This window comes from Natronomonas pharaonis DSM 2160 (assembly GCF_000026045.1).
Taxonomy (GTDB): domain Archaea; phylum Halobacteriota; class Halobacteria; order Halobacteriales; family Haloarculaceae; genus Natronomonas; species Natronomonas pharaonis.
The window spans coordinates 1,023,966-1,041,419 of sequence record NC_007426.1 but is presented as its reverse complement, the minus strand read 5'-3'; the positions used below and the strand labels follow the sequence as shown (position 1 = coordinate 1,041,419).

Genomic DNA, 17,454 nt, shown 5'->3' with positions numbered 1-17,454 from the left:
ACCGCTGGATTCGGCGGCCGAACCGACGTGAGTAATGCAGTTTCATCGTCGTTTGCGCAGACAGCCGGCCGTCGCCATTTCCGGGCGTTTAAGTAGGGCCTCGTGGACCACTGTCGTCCGTGCCCGGCGAGCACTCCGAGAGGCGTGTTGTCGGCTGTTCACGACGACTGCCCTCTCAGTGTCTGAAGAGATGGACGAACTCCCCGTCGCGGACGAGACAGAACCGTGCGCCGTCGTTTTTCGGGAACGACGTCGCCCGCTGCTTCGTCGAAAACAGCCGGGAGAACGGCTCCCCGCAGGCGGGGCATTCGACATCATCTCTGTTCTCGAAGAGCTTCGTGTCGCCGCTGTCTTTGAGCTGCTTGAGCCGATGGCGATTCGCATGGATGTCGAACCCGTTGTCAGTCACGTGTTGGGTCACCTCCGTCGCTTGACATAGCAGGGGTGTCGCCCGGTCGGTTCTGCCGTTCCTGTACAATCGTCCCGTCTGTGTCACGGTCGGTGCTGTCGGCGTTCCGGTCGGTTGTTCCGAACGCGACGTGAGTCAGTACGACTCGCCAGTTCGGTGGCCGGCGACGGTGGATGAGGACCCACAGCAGCGTTCCAAACGCCCAGACGAAAAGCGAAAGCGCGGCGAAGACCCCCTTCGAGGCGGCGCTGGCGACGATGTGAATCCGGATTAGGCCGCCGAGCAGCGTGCCGAGAAACAGCCCGATAAGCACCGGCCACAGAAGCGAGTCACCACCGGGGCGAACGAGCAGCGTCAGCGCGGTCACCGTCGCCGGCAGCGTCACAAGCGCCGTCCGGAACTCGCCGGCAAAGAGCTTGCTCCCCTCGCGAGGATGGACGACAACGCCAGCGGCGACGGCAGTCGTAAGCACCGTCGCCGCTGCCCACACGACAGCCGTCGGCTCCCCGTGCAGTACCGGCGCGTACAGTTCGACGACCGTCGTTGTAGCCGACACTGCCTCCCGAGCGAGCATCCACACGAAATAGAACGTGGTCAGCCACACCAGCACGACGACATCAACCAGATACGACTCCGAGAGCCCGAAACGCCCGGTTTGCAGGATACGGTGGGCGAGCGCCAGCGACGAGACGAGCGCATACGAGGTAAACATCAGCGTCAGCCAGTCGCCGGCGATAATCGGGTCGCCGACACGCCCGGCCGCGACGCCGACGACGTAGTAGCCCAGCCACAGGTACGGCAGCGCGACGAGCAGAACGGCGGCGCTCCGGCCGGGGGCGAACACGAGCGACCGGAGGAGCGTTTGACCGGCTGTGCGAACCGACGGGAGCCGTCCCAGAAGCGTCGGTTCGTCGCCGGCCGCCGACCCCGTTGCCATGCTGGACCGTATTCGACTTCAGTTCAAAGGGGTTCGGGTCGTTTCGAGCGCCGAACGGGGCGGATGCGCCCCCATCGGCCGGTGCAGACGGTGAAGACGCGTGGCCGCACCGACGCATACACGGGGCCGGAGCCACAGGGTTCGTACATGGATGGACGCCGCGTGTGGGTCCCGGTCGAGGACGAGCCACGACTGGGGACAGTCGTCGAGTACACCTACGCACCGAAAACCGGCGCGCCGCTTTTGGCCGTCGAACTGGATGAGCCGACCGAAGATACAGAACGAGTTGTCGTCAACCCCGAGACGGACGACGTACTGTTCGAGTCGACGCTGTAGACCGGACTAGTCTTTTCGCTTTACGACATCGCCCAGCGTCGTCTTGCCGGTGGAACTGCCACCCGACCAATCGTTGTCGTCGGAGCCGCCGCCCGTCGAAAGCGAGATGTCGAGTTCGCGTTCGAGCTTCCGTTGGACGCTGTCGCTCGGCAGCACCTCGCCGCGTTCCAACTTGCGGATGAGGCTGGCCTTCTCGTTGAGCGAGTTCGCCAGCTCTTCCTGTGTCATGCTGGCCGCCTCGCGAGCCTCGCGGATGCGGTCGTCGTAGTCTTGGACGACCTCGTCCATCTCGTCGAACATGTCCCGGCGGCTGCCGCCACCGCCTCCGCCCCCGCTGCCGGTGCTGGACGAGGTCGAGGACCCCGAGGACCCCCCGGAGGACGACGAGCCCGAACTGGACGTCGAGTACTTCGTCGATGTCGACGACGTATCCTGGGTCTGGACCTCGGTGCCGAAGTCGGCACAGTCGTCGCAGACATCGAGTTCCGCGCCCTCGATTTTGACCGTCTTCGGCGACCCCGTCTCGGCGCCGCACATCTCACACTGGACCATACCCGACCTTATCGGCTCGGTACAAAAGGGTTTTCTGCCTGTTTCGCCCGTCGGCTACGATAGCGCCCGCATGGAGTGGTAGAATCGCTGGAGTGCGGTGAGGTGACCGACAACCGCGAGGAAAACGAGCAACCACTCGACGAGCGAAAGCGTCCACAGCGGCTCCGGATAGCCGGCGGCGATGGCGGTCACGATGCCGATAACTGCCAGCCGGTCGGCACGACCGACGAGTCCGCCGTAAACGCGGTCGAGGCCGACCGCCTGCGCCTGCGTGCCGAGATAGGAGGTCATCAGGACGCCGGTGACCGCAAGCAATCCGAGCAGATACGATTCCGCACCGGCAGCGAGGCCAGCAACGACGACGATGTCCGCATACCGGTCGAGGACGTGGTCGAGGAGGTCGCCGGCCTTCGAGTCGGTCCCCTGCCGGCGGGCTAACGCGCCGTCAAGGAGGTCCATCCAGCCGTTCCCGAGCACGAACAGCGCGCCGAGGAGGTACAGCGCCGGGTCGGGCCCGACACCGACGACGGCAGTGCCCGCGGCGGTGTAGGCCGCCGCTGCCGCGACAGCGAATCCGAAGGCGATGACGCTGACGCCGTCCGGCGTGAGACCGACGCGGTCGGCCGCAGCAACGAACGGATTCAGGACGCGTTCAGCGACCGGGCGGAGTTTGTCGAGCGTCATAGGTGTTCGGTGAAATCAACCGTTCCGACCGCGGGAGCACGCTCGCCGTCGATGACGGCCTCGATAGCCTCGGCGACTGCCGACGGCGACGCCTCCGTCGTGTCGATTTCGTAGACCGACTCGCGGCCGTGCTCGGCGACGGCCTCGGAGAGCACCACGTCCAGCGCCTCCGCCTCGGCGTTCTCGGCGGCCTTCGCAGCCGGCTCGCCGCGGTCGACGAGCCGCTCTTGGAGTATGTCGGGCCGGCAGCGGAGCACGACGACACGGTCGGCGTCGACGTGGTGTGCGAGATGCGACTCGATGAGGGCATCATCCTCGCCGGCCAGCGCTGCCTCCACAGCGTCGAGGTCGGCAACGAGGCTGTCCCGCTCCTCGTCGCGGCCGGCATCGAGGCCCTCCTCGCGGATTCGCTCATTGAGGTGGATAACGTCGAGGGCCGTCTCGACCGCTTCCGTGGCCGTCGTCTTGCCCGTGCCGGGAGTTCCGGTGACGGCCACCCTCATAGCAGGTCGTTCACCACTTCGACAGCCCGTTTGGTCTCCTCGCGGGTACCGCAGGTGATGCGGATACACGACGGCAGCCCGAAGGAGGTCGTATCGCGGACGATGACGCCTTCCTTTTGTGCAGCCTCTGCGACCTCGCCACCGTCGCCGACCGCACAGAGGACGAAGTTGCCGGCGCTTTCGTAGGTCCGGCACTCGAGCGTCGACCGGATATACTCGCGGGCCCACCGGGCCGTCTCGACGGTTTTCTCGACGTGGGCGTCGTCTTCGAGTGCCGCGAGCCCCGCTCGACAAGCGATTTCCGAGGCCGCAAACGGCGTGTTGACGCGGGCGTAGGCATCAGCCCACTCACCGGGAACAACGGCGTACCCCAGCCGCACGCCGGCCAGCCCGTAGGCCTTCGAGAACGTCCGTAGAACGGCCACGTCGTCGCGTTCCTCGACGAGTGCGACCGCGGACGGCGAGTCGGCAAACTCGCCGTAGGCCTCGTCGACGACGACAAGCGTCTCCTCGTCAGTCCCCTCGGCGACGGCTTCGACATCCGAAAGCGACACCTCGCTGCCGGTCGGGTTGTGCGGGCTCGTGAGATAGACGATTCGCTCGCCGTCGTAGCTTTCCAGTATCGCGTCCGGTGACTGCTCGAAATCGTCGTCCTTCTCGATGGGGTAGCTGTTGACCTGTCCGTGGTGGTAGCGGGCGCTCATCCCGTAGTAGGCGAAGCCGGGGTCGGGAACAAGCACCCCGTCGTCCGGGTCGAGCATCGCTCGCGCAAGATAATCGAGTGCGCCGTCGCCGCCGTTGCCGAGCCAGACCTGTGCGGCGTCGACCGAGAGCAGGTCACCGATTTCGCCCCGGAGGTCGGTCGCGGCGGCTTTCGGATAGGAGTTGACCCGGTCGGCGTGCTCGCGGATGGCCTCAGCGGCCTTCGGCGACGGCCCGAACGGGTTCTCGTTCGAGGAGAGCTTCACGAGGTCGTCGGGGTCGAGGCCCAGCTCGCGGGCGACTTCCTCGATTCCCCGCCCGGCCTCGTAGGCGACGTGGTGGGAGAGGTCCCGTGGTTGCATGCTCGGGTGAAACGGGCGGCGGGCCTTAAGCGTGCCCACCCCGGACGACGGGACGCAAGCGGCTGGGCGATGGCGGGAACACGCGGCAGATTGATATGCGCCGGCGGCGGAACGTCGACCGATGGGAGAACGGACGGGCGTCATCGTCGCTGGCGGGCAATCGACCCGGATGGGCGATGTCGACAAAACCGTCGTAGACGTTGCCGGCGTTCCCTTGGTCCGGCGGGTCGCCAACCGACTGCTGGCTGTCGTTGACCATCTCGTGGTCAACTGCCGGCGCGACCAGCAAGAGCGGCTCGCGGCGGCGCTTGAGGGGCTGTCACCGACGTTTGCCGTCGACGAGGTTCCGGACCGCGGACCGACAGCCGGCATCATGACCGGGCTGTCGACCGTTGAAACCCCGTATGCAGCCGTCGTCGCGGCTGACATGCCGTATCTCGACCCGGAACTGCTGGAGTATCTCTTCGAGCGCGCCGACAGTCACGACGCCGCTGTCCCACGACCCGAGGAATGGTTCGAGCCGCTGCATGCGGTCTACCGACCGGAGCCGATGGCCGAAGCGTGCGCCGAGGCGCTCGAAGCGGCGGACGCCAGAATAATCACGCCGCTTTCGTCGCTCGACCACATCGTCATCGAGCGAGACGCCATCGTCGAGCACGGGTCGCTGCGGAGCTTCGAGAGCGTCGACACGCCCGAGGACCTCGAACGGGCGCGGGAGCGACTGTCGTAGCCAGCCCCTCGCCTGCCGCAGTCGCGTCTATTTTGTAACCGGGACGGGAACGAAGCGATAGCATGGTCGTCGACACTGTCATGTACACCCTCCACACCGCCTTCGGGGCGCTGTGGGCTGGGTCGGTACTGTTCGTTGTGCTTGCTGTACTACCGCTGGCGATGAACGCCAAAATCGACCCCGGCGCGTTCGCCAGCGTCGTCTCAAAGCTCCAATGGATAACACGAATCAGCGCTGTCGTACTGCTCGCTACCGGCGGCCACCTCGCCGGGACGCGCTACACAGCAGAGCGGCTCACGGGCACGACCCCCGGCTACGTCGTACTCGCGATGCTCGCGCTGTGGCTGCTTTTGGCCGCCGTCGTCGAAATCGGGAGCGCCCGTGCCAATCGCGGCCTCGCGGAGGATAAGATTCGAGAGCCGGCTCGAAACGCCCGCCCGTTCTACCTGCTCGGTGCTGTCTTCGCCGTCGGGCTGTTGGTCACGGCCGGCCTGCTCGGCGAGCCGTCGCTGATTCTGTAACCCGTCCTACGGAATCCGGACGTCGTTTTTCAGCGTGCCGATACCTTCGATTTCGACCTCGACCGTATCGCCGTCGGCCAGCGGGCCGACCCCTTCCGGGGTCCCGGTCGAAACCACGTCGCCGGGTTCAAGCGTCATGTAGCTGGTTATCTCCGCGATGAGTTCCGGCACCGAGAAGATGAACTGGTCCCGCGAGGAGTCCTGCCGGAGGTCACCGTTGACCCGACACCGAATCGCCGCGTCCTCGGGAACCGCCTCCGGCGTTGCGATGGCCGGGCCGAGCGGGGCGGCATCATCGAAGGCTTTCCCGCGAACCCAGTTCGTCTCGACGGCCTGGTCGTCGCGGTTGGAAACATCGTTGACGCAGGTAAAGCCCGCAACGACATCCATCGCATCGGCCTCGGCGACGTTGCGACACCGCTGGCCGATGACGACGCCAAGTTCCGCCTCGTAGTCGAGCTGGCGGTCAGCGAGCAGCTCCAGCGTGTCCTCAGGGGCCGCAACCGTGTTTGGCGGCTTCAAAAACAGCAGCGGACGGTCGGGGACCGCCTTGCCCTGCTCGTCGGCGTGGTCGGCGTAGTTGAGCCCGACACAGACGATTTTCGAGGGGTCGCAGGGAGCCAGCAGCTCGATGTCGTCCCGGTCGAAGCGTTCTTCGGCGGCAGTCAACCGCTTTTCCTGTTTCGGGTACGCGCGAACGGTGCCGTCCTCGAACAGCTCACCGTACCGAACATCGCCGTCCGGGTCTTCGAATCGTGCCTGTCGCATGAGCGTGCCGTCGGCCCCAGCGGCCATAACTGCCGGGGACTCGGCGGCGGCTGCGGTGGGGTCGCCGCCGCTGCCGTCGACCGACTTCCGGAACTTCAGATGCGGTATCCCCGCCTCGTCGAAGGGCTCGCCTTCCGGCTCGTAGTCGAGGCGGCGATAGAACGGCTCGACCCGAGTCTGACCGTGAAGCTGGAGTTCACGGCAGCCGAGCCGGGCGGCAGCGGCTTCGACGGCTTCCATCAGCGCCCGGCCGACGCCACGGCCACGGTACGGCTCGCGGACGGCCACCCGCTCTACCTTGCCGATGGCCGGGGCCGGGCGTCTGAGCCGGGCCGTACCGACCGCCGCACCGTCGTCGTACGCGAGAAACTGCAGTGCATCGCCGTCGTTGCCGTCGATTTCGATGTCCTCGTCGACGCCCTGTTCGTCGACAAAGACCGCCCGTCGCACGGCGAAGGCGTCCGACAGCGCCGGCTCTGTCACTGCGCGTCGTATCTCCATGGCGGACACTGGTGGTCTCCAGAGAGGTATACTAGTCGGTACTGGCCTCGGCCCCAATATTAATACGAACGCGGGAGTACCGCCGGCTGTAATGGAGCTCACTTGGTACGGCCACTCGACGTGGCATGTCAGCGTTGGCAGCACCGACCTGCTTATCGACCCCTTCTTCGGCAACCCGAAAACCGACCTCGAACCGTCCGACCTCGACAGCCCGGACTACGTGCTTCTCACACACGGCCACGAGGACCACGTCGCCCACGCCGGCGCGTTCAGCGACGCGACGCTGGTTGCGACGCCCGAACTCGTCGGCTACGCCGAGGACAACTTCGGCTTCGAAGACGCCGTCGGCGGAATGGGGATGAACCTCGGCGGCAGCGTCGAGTGCGGCGATGCGTGGGTGACGATGACCCGTGCCGACCACTCCAACGGCATCGAAACCGGCTACGAAACCTCCGCCGGGATGCCCGCCGGCTTCGTCGTCTCCGAGTCGGAACCGCAGCGAGCCTCCGACGCCGCCAACACCGCCTTCTACCACGCCGGCGACACCAGCCTGATGGTCGAGATGCGCGAGGTCATCGGCCCGTATCTCGAACCCGACTTCGCGGCGCTGCCGGCCGGCGACCACTTCACGATGGGGCCGGAGCAGGCCGCCATCGCCGCCGACTGGCTCGGTGCCGACTACGCCGCGCCGATGCACTACGATACGTTCCCGCCCATCGAAATCGACACCGACGAGTTCGTCGACGCGCTCAACGCGACCGGTGCCGACGCCGAGGCGGTCGTTCTCGACGGCGACGAATCGTTCACGCTCGGGTAAAGCGCTGTCCACGCGTCAGCTACCAACGGCTGAAGCCGTTGGCTTGTCGGTGGACTCCCGTTCAGCCGATACGTAGGTATCGGACGCCACTTCAGTAGCGTTCACGGTCATTGTCCCCGACTTCAGGGCGTACTGACAGAACGCCCCTCCAGCGGGGGACTTCTGCCCTCGCTGGAGTTTGAGTGCGAGTTTCCGAGCGATGTTTTTTGCTGCGTTGTAGTCGGCGTTTGCCGTGTACGAACAGTCGAGACACTGGAACTGTTGACCGTCACGATTCTCTTCGAGCGTACAGCCACACTTCGAGCATTGCTGGCTGGTGTAGGATGGTTCGACTGTTTTGACGACGATACCAGCCATTTCTGCCTTGTGTTCGGTTTGTTCTTGGAGTGCGCGAAACGCCCATTGTTGGAATTTTTTGTCGTCGCTGATACGCGCTCGAATCTGCTCCAAGTTCTCGAAGGCGATGTGCGTACAACCGTGGCGCTTGGCTTCGGCAACGATTTCTTTGGAACACTGGTGCAGATAGTCTTCGCTCCAGCGTCCGAACGTGTCGCCAATGCGCTGGAAGGTCAGATGGGCGCTCCGTGTCCCCGTCTGTTGGAGGCTGGCACGTCGCTTCTCGAACTCTCGGCGTTGATGGTTAAGGTAGTCGGCGTTCCCGACGAACGCACCCGTCGAGGTCACGGCAATGTGGTCATCAACGTTGCAGTCCACGCCAAGCACTCTCGAATGCTCGGCTTTCTCAGGACTGCTCACGTCGAGTTTCCGTTCCATCGCGGCGTGTAGGTAGAACTCGTCGGTTTCTGAGTCGTAGTGGACGGTGCTGGTCGAAAAGGAATAATCGTCGTTCAGCAGGTATTCGCCGTGTGGTGTGCCGTCTGGGTCGTCGGAGAGGTCGTATTCGCATTCGACCCTCCCGTTGACTGTGGCGAGACTCACTTTGTCACGGTAGTAAGTGGCCGCTCGCTTGTCGTAGACGATGCTGAACGTATCGTAATGTGGCTTGCTGGTGTTCTCACCGTCTGCAAGCCGGTCAACGCAGTTGCCAATGTCGTCGGTGGCGCGTTTGATGGCCTTCTGGACAAGGTTCGCGTGTAGGTAGTCTGTTTCTTCACGAAGGTCGTCGTAGATGGCGGCTTCGGCTTCGCTCTTGCTGGTTACGCAGCTCTCGTCGGGGTAGCGCCACGCCCAGTCTGCGGTACGGTTCGCGCAGTACTGGAATTTGGAGTTGGTGGCATGGAGGTCACTCTTGCGGTCGTCAGGTACGTCGAGACGGACGCGAACCGTTCGAGTTACCTCCCACGCCATGTACGTCACAGCAGTAGCTACTCTTTATTAATATGTTTGATAGCGTTAGGGAGTCGGCAATGTTGTAGTCGGTGGATTGTTGCATGGAGCTTACGCGCTTCCTCCCACGGCTAAAGCCGGTGGGCTTCCGCGCTGTATCCGCTGTGAGGCCGACCCGCCAGCCGTCTCCGCTTTTGCAGCGCTGGACCCCAAATATAAATAGTATCACGGGCGACCATCGAATATGCAGCCCTCCAGTTGGCTCTCGGCATCAGAAACGACTACGCGACGTGCGGAGGGGCCATGAAGCTCGTTGCTATCGGTGCGGGACAGGCCGGCGGGAAAGTCCTCGACCGGCTGCTCGAACACGACGCCCGCCACCCCGGCACGTTCCTCGCCCACGCTGTCGCGGTCAACACCGCAGAGCCGGACCTGCAGGCGCTCGATGCAGTTCCCGAGGAAAGCCGGTTGCTCATCGGCCAATCGACCGTCGGCGGCCACGGGACGGGGACCGACCCCGAAACAGGCCGCGAGTGCGCCCGCGAGGCCGAAAGCGAAATCCAATCGGCGATCGACCACGCCCCCACGAGTTCCATCGACGGGTTCGTCGTCATCGCCGGACTCGGCGGCGGCACCGGCAGCGGTGCCGCCCCGGTCATCGCCGAACGGCTACGGGCGGTCTATGCCGAACCCGTCTACGGACTCGGCATCCTGCCCACGGCGGACGAAGGCGGCCTCTACAGCCGGAACGCCGCCGACTCCCTCCAGGCGTTTGTCGGTGCGACCGACGGCCTGCTGGTCTTCGACAACGACGCGTTCAAAAGCAGCGGTGAAACCCTCTCGGAGGGGTATGGCGCAATCAACGAGGAGATAGCCACCCGGTTCGGAACGCTGTTTTCGGCCGGCGAACTCGAAGCCCTCGGCGACGACATCGCCGAGTCGGTCGTCGATGCCTCCGAAATCATCAATACGCTCGAAGGGCTCGTGAGTGTCGGCTACGCCTCCGAGGAGCTACCGGACGACGCCGGTGACGACGGCGGGCTGCTCGGTCGCGTTCTCGGCGGGAGTGACGATGACTCGATCGGCTCGGATGCAGTCGTCCAGATTCCGGCGCTCGTCCGGCGGGCCGCTCTCGGAAAGCTGACGCTGCCCTGCAACCTCGCCAGCACCTCGAAGGCGCTTTTGATAGTCGCCGGGCCACCTGAGCATCTCTCACGGAAGGGCATCGACAACGCCCGTAGCTGGCTGGAATCCGAAATCGACTGCCGGGAGGTGCGGGCGGGCGACTACCCACTGCCCGACGCCGACCGCGTCGCGGCGCTTGTCGTGCTCTCGGGAGTCACCGACGTGCCGCGAATCGACCGAATGCAGTCACAGGCGGTCGACGCCGAGACAGCGGAGACGAGCGAAGCCGAAAGCGAAGACGCGATGCAGGACCTCATCGAGTACGGCGACGACAGCGACGGCGACGGTGCGACCGACGGACATACGTAGCTCCACGTCTGAGAGTGGTTAACGGATGGCCACTGTCAGGGAGCTACTCGTTGTCGGGCTCTTGGCCGGCGCGCTCTTGGCCGGCGCGTCCGTCCTCGAATCACCGACGGGGGACGCCGAGAACGAAGCCCCCGACCCCGACACACTGTGGGAGGCGACGTTCGTCTACAGCGAAGCCCTCGAAAGCATCGAGGGCGAGCGAACGACGATTGTCGAGACCGGAAACGAGACGCGAACACGAACGGTCGCGGTTGCGGAACGGCCTTATACGGACTACCGAACGGCGGTATTGGAGGCGCCGCTCCCCGGAGATGAGGGAGAGGTGTACGTCTCCAACGCCACCGTGAACTGGTGGTACAACCCCACCACCAACAGCGCCGACTACTTCCGTCCGGCGGAGCCGTTTACCGACGCCGAGATACGCGACGCCCGGAGCGAAAACGCCGAGGAGAGACGTGCCCTCGTCGAGGTCGAATACGCCGGCACCGAGACAATCGCAGACCGAGAGGCCCACGTTCTTGACGTCGCTGCGGCCAACGAAACGGCAACCCGCGGTATCGAATTGCTCGTCGGCGACCGGGAGTTCGTCTTCGCACTCGATTCTGTCGACCCGAACGACGAACTCCTCGTCGTGGAGACGCGGGTGTGGATTGACGCCGAGTACGACTATCCGCTCAAAGAGCAGGCCGTCTTCATCGAAGACGACGACGAGCGACACGTCTACACGGAGCGCTTCGAGTCAGTGACGTTCAACGGCGACATCGGCGACGACGCGTTCGCGTTCGAGCCACCGGAGGACGCGATGGTGACCGACATAAGCGGGTAACCGACCCCTCCCTACTTCGCTCGGTCTTGCGACCTCGCTCGTTGAGGGAGGGGTTTTGATGTGGGATTCGCCCTCTGTTGTCGCCGGGAAGGAAGGTCGTTCCTCGCCCGTACCGAACGACCTTGGGGGTCGGCATCCCCACCATTCGGGGGCCGGGCTACTGCGGCCCGTGATACCGGCGACGTGTGCGACGGTATCACCGGGTATTGGTACGGCGGCCCCCGGAAAAAGTGTATCGGGTAGCGAGTCAGATGGCAGAAGCCATATTGTCCGTTCCCCATCATGTCGGCTCCCTCCCCGGCCTACTCGCGTCGTGCTTCCGACCGGTCGGAAGCCCTCGCTCTCTCCTCACGGGCCGCAGGCCCGTTCGGATGGTCAGCGGGACCGAAGGTCCCGCACGACTTGCGGCCGGGGGCTCCGCCTCGAAAGATGCTGAAGTTACAACTCGATTGTTTCGAGGTCGGCTGCAAGTTCGGCAACATGGTCGTTGTAGGCGGCCACAAAACCGCCGAATTCGGGAGCGTGCGACCGGACATCGGCCGCCGATGGCTGCCCGTACTGTGACAGCAGGTAGATGCCGTTCGACCCGCCGACGCGGAGATACGAGACGCGTTCTGTCTCACGTTTCAGCTCCCAGCGCGTGCTGTCGACACGGGCCGAGAACGTGCCGTACTCCGTACCCTCATAGCGGTAGAGCCCTTCCGCCATCCGATGGCAGGCGCGTTCGATGCCGTCGACGATTCGGTCGCGCTCGGCGGCGACATCGGCTGTCGACCGGACGGCCGGGAACTCGTCGTCGACATCGTCAAGCAATCCCGCAACGCGGTCGACGTAGTCGTTGTAGGCGGTCACGAACGCGTCGTAGTCGGCAAGCGCATCCGAGAGCGGCTCGGGGGCGGCAGGGCGCTGTGTCGAGACGACGTAGGTTTCGCCGCCGCCCTGTGGCTCATACCGGAGATACTGGAGCGTCCCGCGTTCGTGCTTGAGCGTCCACTGCCCTCGGTCGGTCGAAAACGAACGGCTCCCGTAGTCGCCGCCGTCGAGCCGGGCGATGTCGGCGGCAATCTCGCCGGCGTGGTCGGCAACGGCGGCGAGCAGTTGCTCGCGGGCGTCGGCGACTGCCGCTATGTCGGTGATATCAATGTCGATGTCGAGCCCTTCGCCGGCCATCTACAGGAACGCCAGCGGCATCCCGAACGTGATGGCGACGCCGACGAGGGCGACGACGAAGCCGAAGGCCACCTGTCCCGTTGTGTACTCGCTTTGCGGAGCAGTCGAACGCTCCGGCGGCTCCGCGTCGTCGGCGTCGGCATCGGTATCGTCGCTCATGCCGTTGGCTTCGTCGCACCGTTACTTTTGGTTACCGCTTCGACTCGTCGCGGGACCGAACGTGCTCGCGCGGGGCAAGCGTCTCCCACGGTTGGGCGGCGAGCCACTCCGCAAGGTCGGCAAGCTGCTCGCTTGCGGCCTCGAAGAGCCGCTCGCCTTTCGCCGCTGTGGCGTCAGTCGGGTCGCCGAAGGCTCCGTTGTCGCTGTTTTCGATGGCGTCGTAGAAGAGCCGCGCGCCGTTGTAGGTCGTCCGAATATCTTCGAGGGCAGGGCAGCCGCCGTCACGGGCGTCGGCGAGTTCGTCCTCGCGGACGTTGTCAGCGAGATACCAAACCATCGACGTCTCCTTGGGGCCGGCGTGGGGGCCGTTCTGTTCGAAAAGGTCGTCGACGAGGTCGGGGATAGACTCGTCCCACATCCACTCGACGGCGTAGGCGGCCCCGTCCTCGTGGAGCCGGCGGCCGACCTCCCGGAGGTGTTCGACGTTGCCGCCGTGGGCGTTGACGTAGACGATGCGGTCGATGCCCTGGTAGACGAGGCTGCGGGACAGCGACTCGACGTAGTCGCGGAAGACGGGGGCCTCGACGGACATCGTCCCGTGGAACTGCCGGTGATGCGGGCTGACGCCGACGGTGATTGTCGGGGTACAGACGACACCCGCACGGTCGGCAGCCTCGCGGGCCAGCCCCTCCGCGATGACGTGGTCGGTCGAAAGCGGGAGGTGGGGGCCGTGCTGTTCCGTCGAGCCGACGGGCACGAGCGCAACGTCGGTGGCATCGAGGTGGGTGCCGGCCTCGGGCCACGATACGTCTCCGAGATACATGTCCGGAGGTGAGAGCGGCGACGAAAAGAAGGTACGGCTTCAGGCACGGCGGAGAAACTGCACCAGACAGCCGAGCGCGGCGACGGCGGCGAGGAGTTCGTAGGGCTGTTCGTGGAAGACGAGGACGGCCGCGGCGACCGCGAGCGCTCCCGCCAGCACCGCATACCCCAGCGCCGACTCGGTCGGGCCGGCGCGTTCAGTCTTGACGGTCAACTGTCCGCGTTCGAGCCGGTCGAAGAGGCGGTCGGTTCTGGCCGGCAGCCCGGCCAGGGCCGGGAGGGACTGCTGGAGGTCGGCCGACGCCGCCGCTACCGACGACCGAAGCTCGTCTTCGAAGAGCCCGCGTTCGAGCAGGAACTCGCGGACGAACGCCACGAAGTCGAACTCGGGGTCGAGCTGTCTGCAGACGCCCTCCGCGACGGTTCCAACCCGGACCAGAAGCATCACGTTCGGGGGGATGCGGAACGGGAAGTCATGGAGCATCCCGAAAAGCTCTGATGTAATGTCTCGCCAGTCGATATCGGAGCGGCCTTCGAGGTTCTTCATCGCGAGTTCGACGACCCGCCTGACGTCGGCGCGGTCGGCGGTCGGCGCGAGCACGTCAAGGCCGACCAGCGCGTCGATGATACCGTCGACATCGCGGCGGGCGAGCGACCGGTAGAGGTCGGTTATCAGCCGCTGTGTCTCCGGGGTGAGCTGTTCGCTCATCCCGTAATCGTAGATGAGCAGTGTCCCGTCATCAGTAACTGCGAGGTTGCCCGGATGCGGGTCGGCGTGGAAGACGCCGTGTTCCAACCCCATCGTCAAGTAAATATCGGCGATGCGGTCAGCCATCTCCTGGGCATCGATACCGCGGTCGGCCAGCGCCGCCTCGTCGGTTATCTTGCTCCCCTCGACATACTCCATCACGAGCACCTGTTCGGTGGTTCGCTCCTCGTCGACATCGGGGATGTACACCCGGTCATCGTCGGCAAAGTTCTCGCCAATGCGGCGCATCATCCGCCCTTCGCGCTCGAAGTCGAGTTCCTCCAGGATGATGCGCTCGAAGTCGTCGGCGATGTTCGCAATCGAGTACCGCTGGTTTTCGTCGGCGATGAGGCCGACAACCGGAATCAGCCGCCGAATGACTTCGAGGTCGCGTTCGATTTTCGGTTTCAGCCCCGGCCGCCTGACTTTCAGGGCCTGCCGTCTGCCATCGACATCGGCCGTATAGACGTACGCGAGCGACCCGCCGGCGACGGGCGACAGCGTCTCCGTGTCGACGGCATCGCCAAGTTCGGCTTCGACGACCGCTTTCGGGTCTTGGCCCTCCGATTCGGGAATCTCGTCCTGTAGCGACGAAAGCGCCTCCGCATACACCGGTGGCACGAGGTCCGGCCGCGTCGAAAGCACCTGCCCGGCCTTGATGAACGCGGGGCCAAGCGACAGCAGCGTTGCAACGAGCCGTTCGGCGCGCGCGCTGTGGACCTCATCAGAAACCCGCCGCGAGCCGCCGACGAGTAGCCACCGTCGGCGGTCACGGAGGAAGGCAAACGCAAACGGGAGGAGCTTGACCGTGACCTCAAGCAGCCGCGTATGGAATCCTCTCATGGCTGTCGGCAGCGGAACACGGGGCGTTTCCCTACCATATCCGGGCGTTCAGCCCCCGGGACAAAATACCTGCAGGTCGGGCCGACGGCACAGCGGCCGGTCAGGGCGCGCCGGCAACGACGACCCGGACCGGCTCGTCGCCGCGGTTCGAGAGCGCCCGCCACGTCCCCGGGCCGACACGCATCGCCTCGCCGGTGGTCAGTGTCCGTTCTTCGGCCGGTGGCTCGTCGTCGCCGCCGCCGAGTGCGATGGTCAACTCGCCATCGACGACGAGATACACCTCCTCTTGGCCGTCGTCGGCATGGTCGTGGGGCTTTCCGCGGCCCTCCGGCTCCAACTCCAGCAGCGAGATGCCGAGCGCCGCACAGTCCAACGGCTCACGGAAGAACCACATGCCGCCGTATTCGTCCGGAACGACGCTGTCGATGTCGTCGGTGGTTGCGACACTGAAATCCATACAGCGGCGGTTGTCCCGGCGGACAAAAGAAACCCTTCGTCAGTCGTCGGCTGTTGCCGGTGGTGCCCCGAGGGCGTCCCGTGCCGGCGGGGCAAGCGATGTGAGGACGGCCTCACCGCGGCGTTCGCGCTCGACGAGCCCGCGAGCTTCGAGTTCCGAGAGGTGGTGTGAGACTGTCGATGGTGCGCGGTCGGTCGCCTCCGCCAGCGTTCGTACCGAGGCCGGCTCGTGGTCGGCGACCGCCGTCAGCACGGTGCCCGGCGCGTCCGTCTCAAGCACGCCGGCGACCTCCGCGTCGAGCTCCGCGGGCGCAAAGCGTAACGCACCGGCGACTTCGACACCCGCAACGAGGCCGGCATCGCGTAGCACGTCGACGTGATACCGTGCCGTCGACTTCGTCACGTCAGCCGCCGCCGCCAGTCCGGCGAGGTCGATACCCGGCGACTCGTCGATGGCTTCGTATATCGTCGCCCGAGTCGGCTGTTCGAGGACGCCGTCTGTATCGACCCGCGACAGCCCCGCCGACGCGCCCGCCCGGTAACGGTCGGTAACCGTTGCGTCAACGGTCGGGCCGGTCGCGGCAGCGACGGCTTCAGCCGGCTCCTCGGCGGCGGCGACGCCCGCCGGCACGAGCGCAAGCGCCATGCAGACAGCCACGAGAACGGCGACGTGCTGGCGGTCCATATCCGCAGTCAGCTACGGGGCCATGTATGCCTTTTGTCGCAGGCGTCGAAAGGGTTCGGAGCGAAAACAGCTCAGAAGAAGCCCTCGACGCCATCGAGGGCAAGAACGAACTCCGGTGTGAATGCTGCTGCCGGCGTCTCGAAGCCGGCTGGCGCGTCGTCGAGGATACGCGCTGCCGCCGTTGTGGCGGCGTCGACCGTCAGCGCGTACGTCTCTGGGGTCTTCAGTCGTGCGGTGACCGTTCGCTCGCCGTCGGTCGCCTCACCCCAGACGTAACAGACGCCCTCGCGTCGCTGTTTTTCGGAGGGGCCGGAGACGACCGTCTTTGCGAGCGTCTGTAGCGCGCCTTTGACCGGCTCGGCACCCAGCACTGGACTGACGATACCGCTGCCGTATTTCAGCGCGATAGCGGCCTCGCTCGGCATCGCCGTGTAGACCTCGATGTTTTCGATGCCGGTCGTGTAGTAGGCCGTCGAGACATCACCCCACGGAATCGTCGCCGCCGACCGCTCGCCGCGGCCGAAATCAATATATCGGCGCTTGTGTGCCGGCGGCACGTCGACGAGGCGACCGTCTCGGCGAACCTTGCCTCCCTCGTCGAGATGTTCGATGACCGACGCGAGCGTCCCCTTCGAGATGGTCCCCGAGGGGTCAAAGCCCAACCGCAGTTCGTCGGCCGACGGATGCATATCGTGGAGGTGACCGGCCAGACAGTCGGTTGGCACCACGTCAAAGCCCACGCCCGGCAACAGGCAGACGCCGGCCTTCTCGGCCTCTCGGTCCCGCTCCGCGATGGCTTCGAAGACCGAAAGCTCGCCGGTGATATCCAGATAGTGGGTGCCGGTCTCCAGACACGCCTCGACGAGCGGTTCATAGGTTTCAACGAACGGTCCGGCGCAGTTGAGAACTGCTTCGATATCGTCGAGGTTGTCGGCAGCGGCATCGAGGTCGAAGCGGCGGCCCTTGCAGTTCAGCCGGGCGGCGAGGTCACGGACCTTCCGTTTGTCGCGGCCAGCGACGACGACATCGAGGTCACGGTCGACTGCTTCTTCAGCAATGAGTTCGCCGGTGTAGCCGTAGGCACCGTAGATGAGCAGGGACATACAGAGCGGTTTGGCGGGGAGTTATAAAATAGCGACGGG

21 protein-coding genes and 1 pseudogene are annotated in these 17,454 nt (G+C 65.3%); 6 read left to right on the top strand and 16 right to left on the bottom strand.

Annotated elements, in window-relative coordinates; translation table 11 throughout:
- Positions 1 to 175 precede the first annotated feature (175 nt).
- Together NP_RS05315 and NP_RS05310 are read right to left on the bottom strand one after the other, a co-directional pair.
- Positions 176 to 409 (bottom strand): DUF7385 family protein, encoded by a 234-nt coding sequence (locus NP_RS05315; protein ID WP_011322795.1) that lies wholly within the window; start codon positions 407 to 409, stop codon positions 176 to 178.
- The gene (locus NP_RS05310) at positions 402 to 1,346 is read right to left on the bottom strand and encodes a hypothetical protein (protein WP_011322794.1); all 945 of its coding nucleotides are present in this window, start codon (positions 1,344 to 1,346) and stop codon (positions 402 to 404) included. Before NP_RS05310 ends, NP_RS05315 begins: the two co-directional genes overlap by 8 nt.
- 147 nt (positions 1,347 to 1,493) lie before the next feature.
- Here NP_RS05310 and NP_RS05305 point away from each other — a divergent pair, with 147 nt between their 5' ends.
- The gene (locus NP_RS05305; protein ID WP_049939511.1) at positions 1,494 to 1,682 is read left to right on the top strand and encodes a hypothetical protein; all 189 of its coding nucleotides are present in this window, start codon (positions 1,494 to 1,496) and stop codon (positions 1,680 to 1,682) included.
- A 6-nt stretch (positions 1,683 to 1,688) separates the two neighbouring features.
- Here the strand turns inward: NP_RS05305 and NP_RS05300 are convergent, their stop codons facing one another.
- From NP_RS05300 to hisC, 4 genes are read right to left on the bottom strand one after another with little or no spacing between them, the layout of a single operon-like run.
- Entirely contained in the window at positions 1,689 to 2,234 is a 546-nt protein-coding gene (locus NP_RS05300) for a multiprotein bridging factor aMBF1 (protein WP_011322792.1), read from the bottom strand.
- A gap of 54 nt (positions 2,235 to 2,288) precedes the next feature.
- A complete protein-coding gene (locus NP_RS05295; RefSeq protein ID WP_011322791.1) occupies positions 2,289 to 2,918 on the bottom strand; it encodes a CDP-alcohol phosphatidyltransferase family protein in 630 nt (209 codons plus the stop codon).
- On the bottom strand, positions 2,915 to 3,421 hold the full coding sequence (locus NP_RS05290) for an adenylate kinase family protein (RefSeq protein WP_011322790.1): 507 nt from the start codon (positions 3,419 to 3,421) through the stop codon (positions 2,915 to 2,917). The genes NP_RS05295 and NP_RS05290 overlap by 4 nt, the downstream gene beginning before the upstream one ends.
- Complete coding sequence (hisC, locus tag NP_RS05285; RefSeq protein ID WP_011322789.1) at positions 3,418 to 4,485, bottom strand: histidinol-phosphate transaminase; 1,068 nt, start codon at positions 4,483 to 4,485, stop codon at positions 3,418 to 3,420. Before hisC ends, NP_RS05290 begins: the two co-directional genes overlap by 4 nt.
- A 121-nt stretch (positions 4,486 to 4,606) precedes the next feature.
- Between hisC and mobA the strand changes: the two genes are divergently transcribed.
- Together mobA and NP_RS05275 are read left to right on the top strand one after the other, a co-directional pair.
- Entirely contained in the window at positions 4,607 to 5,215 is a 609-nt protein-coding gene (mobA, locus tag NP_RS05280) for a molybdenum cofactor guanylyltransferase (RefSeq protein ID WP_011322788.1), read from the top strand.
- 62 nt (positions 5,216 to 5,277) lie between these two features.
- A complete protein-coding gene (locus NP_RS05275) occupies positions 5,278 to 5,736 on the top strand; it encodes a hypothetical protein (RefSeq protein WP_011322787.1) in 459 nt (152 codons plus the stop codon).
- Between the two features lie 6 nt (positions 5,737 to 5,742).
- On the opposite strand, the gene NP_RS14905 is transcribed toward NP_RS05275, so the two are convergent.
- Both NP_RS14905 and NP_RS14900 read right to left on the bottom strand, forming a co-directional pair.
- Entirely contained in the window at positions 5,743 to 6,504 is a 762-nt protein-coding gene (locus NP_RS14905; RefSeq protein ID WP_011322786.1) for a fumarylacetoacetate hydrolase family protein, read from the bottom strand.
- A gap of 93 nt (positions 6,505 to 6,597) precedes the next feature.
- Positions 6,598 to 7,005: pseudogene (locus NP_RS14900) on the bottom strand (GNAT family N-acetyltransferase); the annotation flags it as partial.
- Between the two features lie 91 nt (positions 7,006 to 7,096).
- Between NP_RS14900 and NP_RS05265 the strand changes: the two are divergent.
- Positions 7,097 to 7,822: a metal-dependent hydrolase gene (locus tag NP_RS05265; protein WP_011322785.1), complete on the top strand. Its 726-nt coding sequence runs from the start codon at positions 7,097 to 7,099 to the stop codon at positions 7,820 to 7,822.
- A 15-nt stretch (positions 7,823 to 7,837) separates the two neighbouring features.
- On the opposite strand, the gene NP_RS05260 is transcribed toward NP_RS05265, so the two are convergent.
- Positions 7,838 to 9,130 (bottom strand): RNA-guided endonuclease InsQ/TnpB family protein, encoded by a 1,293-nt coding sequence (locus NP_RS05260; RefSeq protein ID WP_011322784.1) that lies wholly within the window; start codon positions 9,128 to 9,130, stop codon positions 7,838 to 7,840.
- 282 nt (positions 9,131 to 9,412) lie between these two features.
- Here NP_RS05260 and NP_RS05255 point away from each other — a divergent pair, with 282 nt between their 5' ends.
- Together NP_RS05255 and NP_RS05250 are read left to right on the top strand one after the other, a co-directional pair.
- Positions 9,413 to 10,603, top strand: a complete 1,191-nt coding sequence (locus NP_RS05255; protein WP_011322783.1) for a tubulin/FtsZ family protein — start codon at positions 9,413 to 9,415, stop codon at positions 10,601 to 10,603.
- 25 nt (positions 10,604 to 10,628) lie between these two features.
- Positions 10,629 to 11,429 (top strand): LolA family protein, encoded by an 801-nt coding sequence (locus NP_RS05250; protein WP_011322782.1) that lies wholly within the window; start codon positions 10,629 to 10,631, stop codon positions 11,427 to 11,429.
- Between the two features lie 438 nt (positions 11,430 to 11,867).
- Here NP_RS05250 and NP_RS05245 read toward each other — a convergent pair whose 3' ends face one another.
- The 7 genes from NP_RS05245 to NP_RS05220 all read right to left on the bottom strand — a co-directional run bounded on the left by NP_RS05245 (position 11,868) and on the right by NP_RS05220 (position 17,415).
- Positions 11,868 to 12,599, bottom strand: a complete 732-nt coding sequence (locus NP_RS05245) for a hypothetical protein (protein WP_011322781.1) — start codon at positions 12,597 to 12,599, stop codon at positions 11,868 to 11,870.
- Positions 12,600 to 12,758, bottom strand: coding sequence for a DUF7550 family protein (locus NP_RS14740; RefSeq protein ID WP_011322780.1), 159 nt, complete (start codon positions 12,756 to 12,758; stop codon positions 12,600 to 12,602). It abuts the gene before it with no gap.
- Positions 12,759 to 12,789: 31 nt separating this feature from the next.
- Positions 12,790 to 13,581: a creatininase family protein gene (locus tag NP_RS05240; RefSeq protein WP_011322779.1), complete on the bottom strand. Its 792-nt coding sequence runs from the start codon at positions 13,579 to 13,581 to the stop codon at positions 12,790 to 12,792.
- Between the two features lie 39 nt (positions 13,582 to 13,620).
- Complete coding sequence (locus NP_RS05235) at positions 13,621 to 15,171, bottom strand: ABC1 kinase family protein (RefSeq protein WP_011322778.1); 1,551 nt, start codon at positions 15,169 to 15,171, stop codon at positions 13,621 to 13,623.
- 100 nt (positions 15,172 to 15,271) lie between these two features.
- A complete protein-coding gene (locus tag NP_RS05230) occupies positions 15,272 to 15,628 on the bottom strand; it encodes a cupin domain-containing protein (protein WP_011322777.1) in 357 nt (118 codons plus the stop codon).
- Positions 15,629 to 15,667: 39 nt separating this feature from the next.
- Entirely contained in the window at positions 15,668 to 16,312 is a 645-nt protein-coding gene (locus tag NP_RS05225; protein ID WP_011322776.1) for a winged helix-turn-helix transcriptional regulator, read from the bottom strand.
- A gap of 71 nt (positions 16,313 to 16,383) precedes the next feature.
- A complete protein-coding gene (locus NP_RS05220; protein ID WP_011322775.1) occupies positions 16,384 to 17,415 on the bottom strand; it encodes a saccharopine dehydrogenase family protein in 1,032 nt (343 codons plus the stop codon).
- Between the last annotated feature and the right edge of the window lie 39 nt (positions 17,416 to 17,454).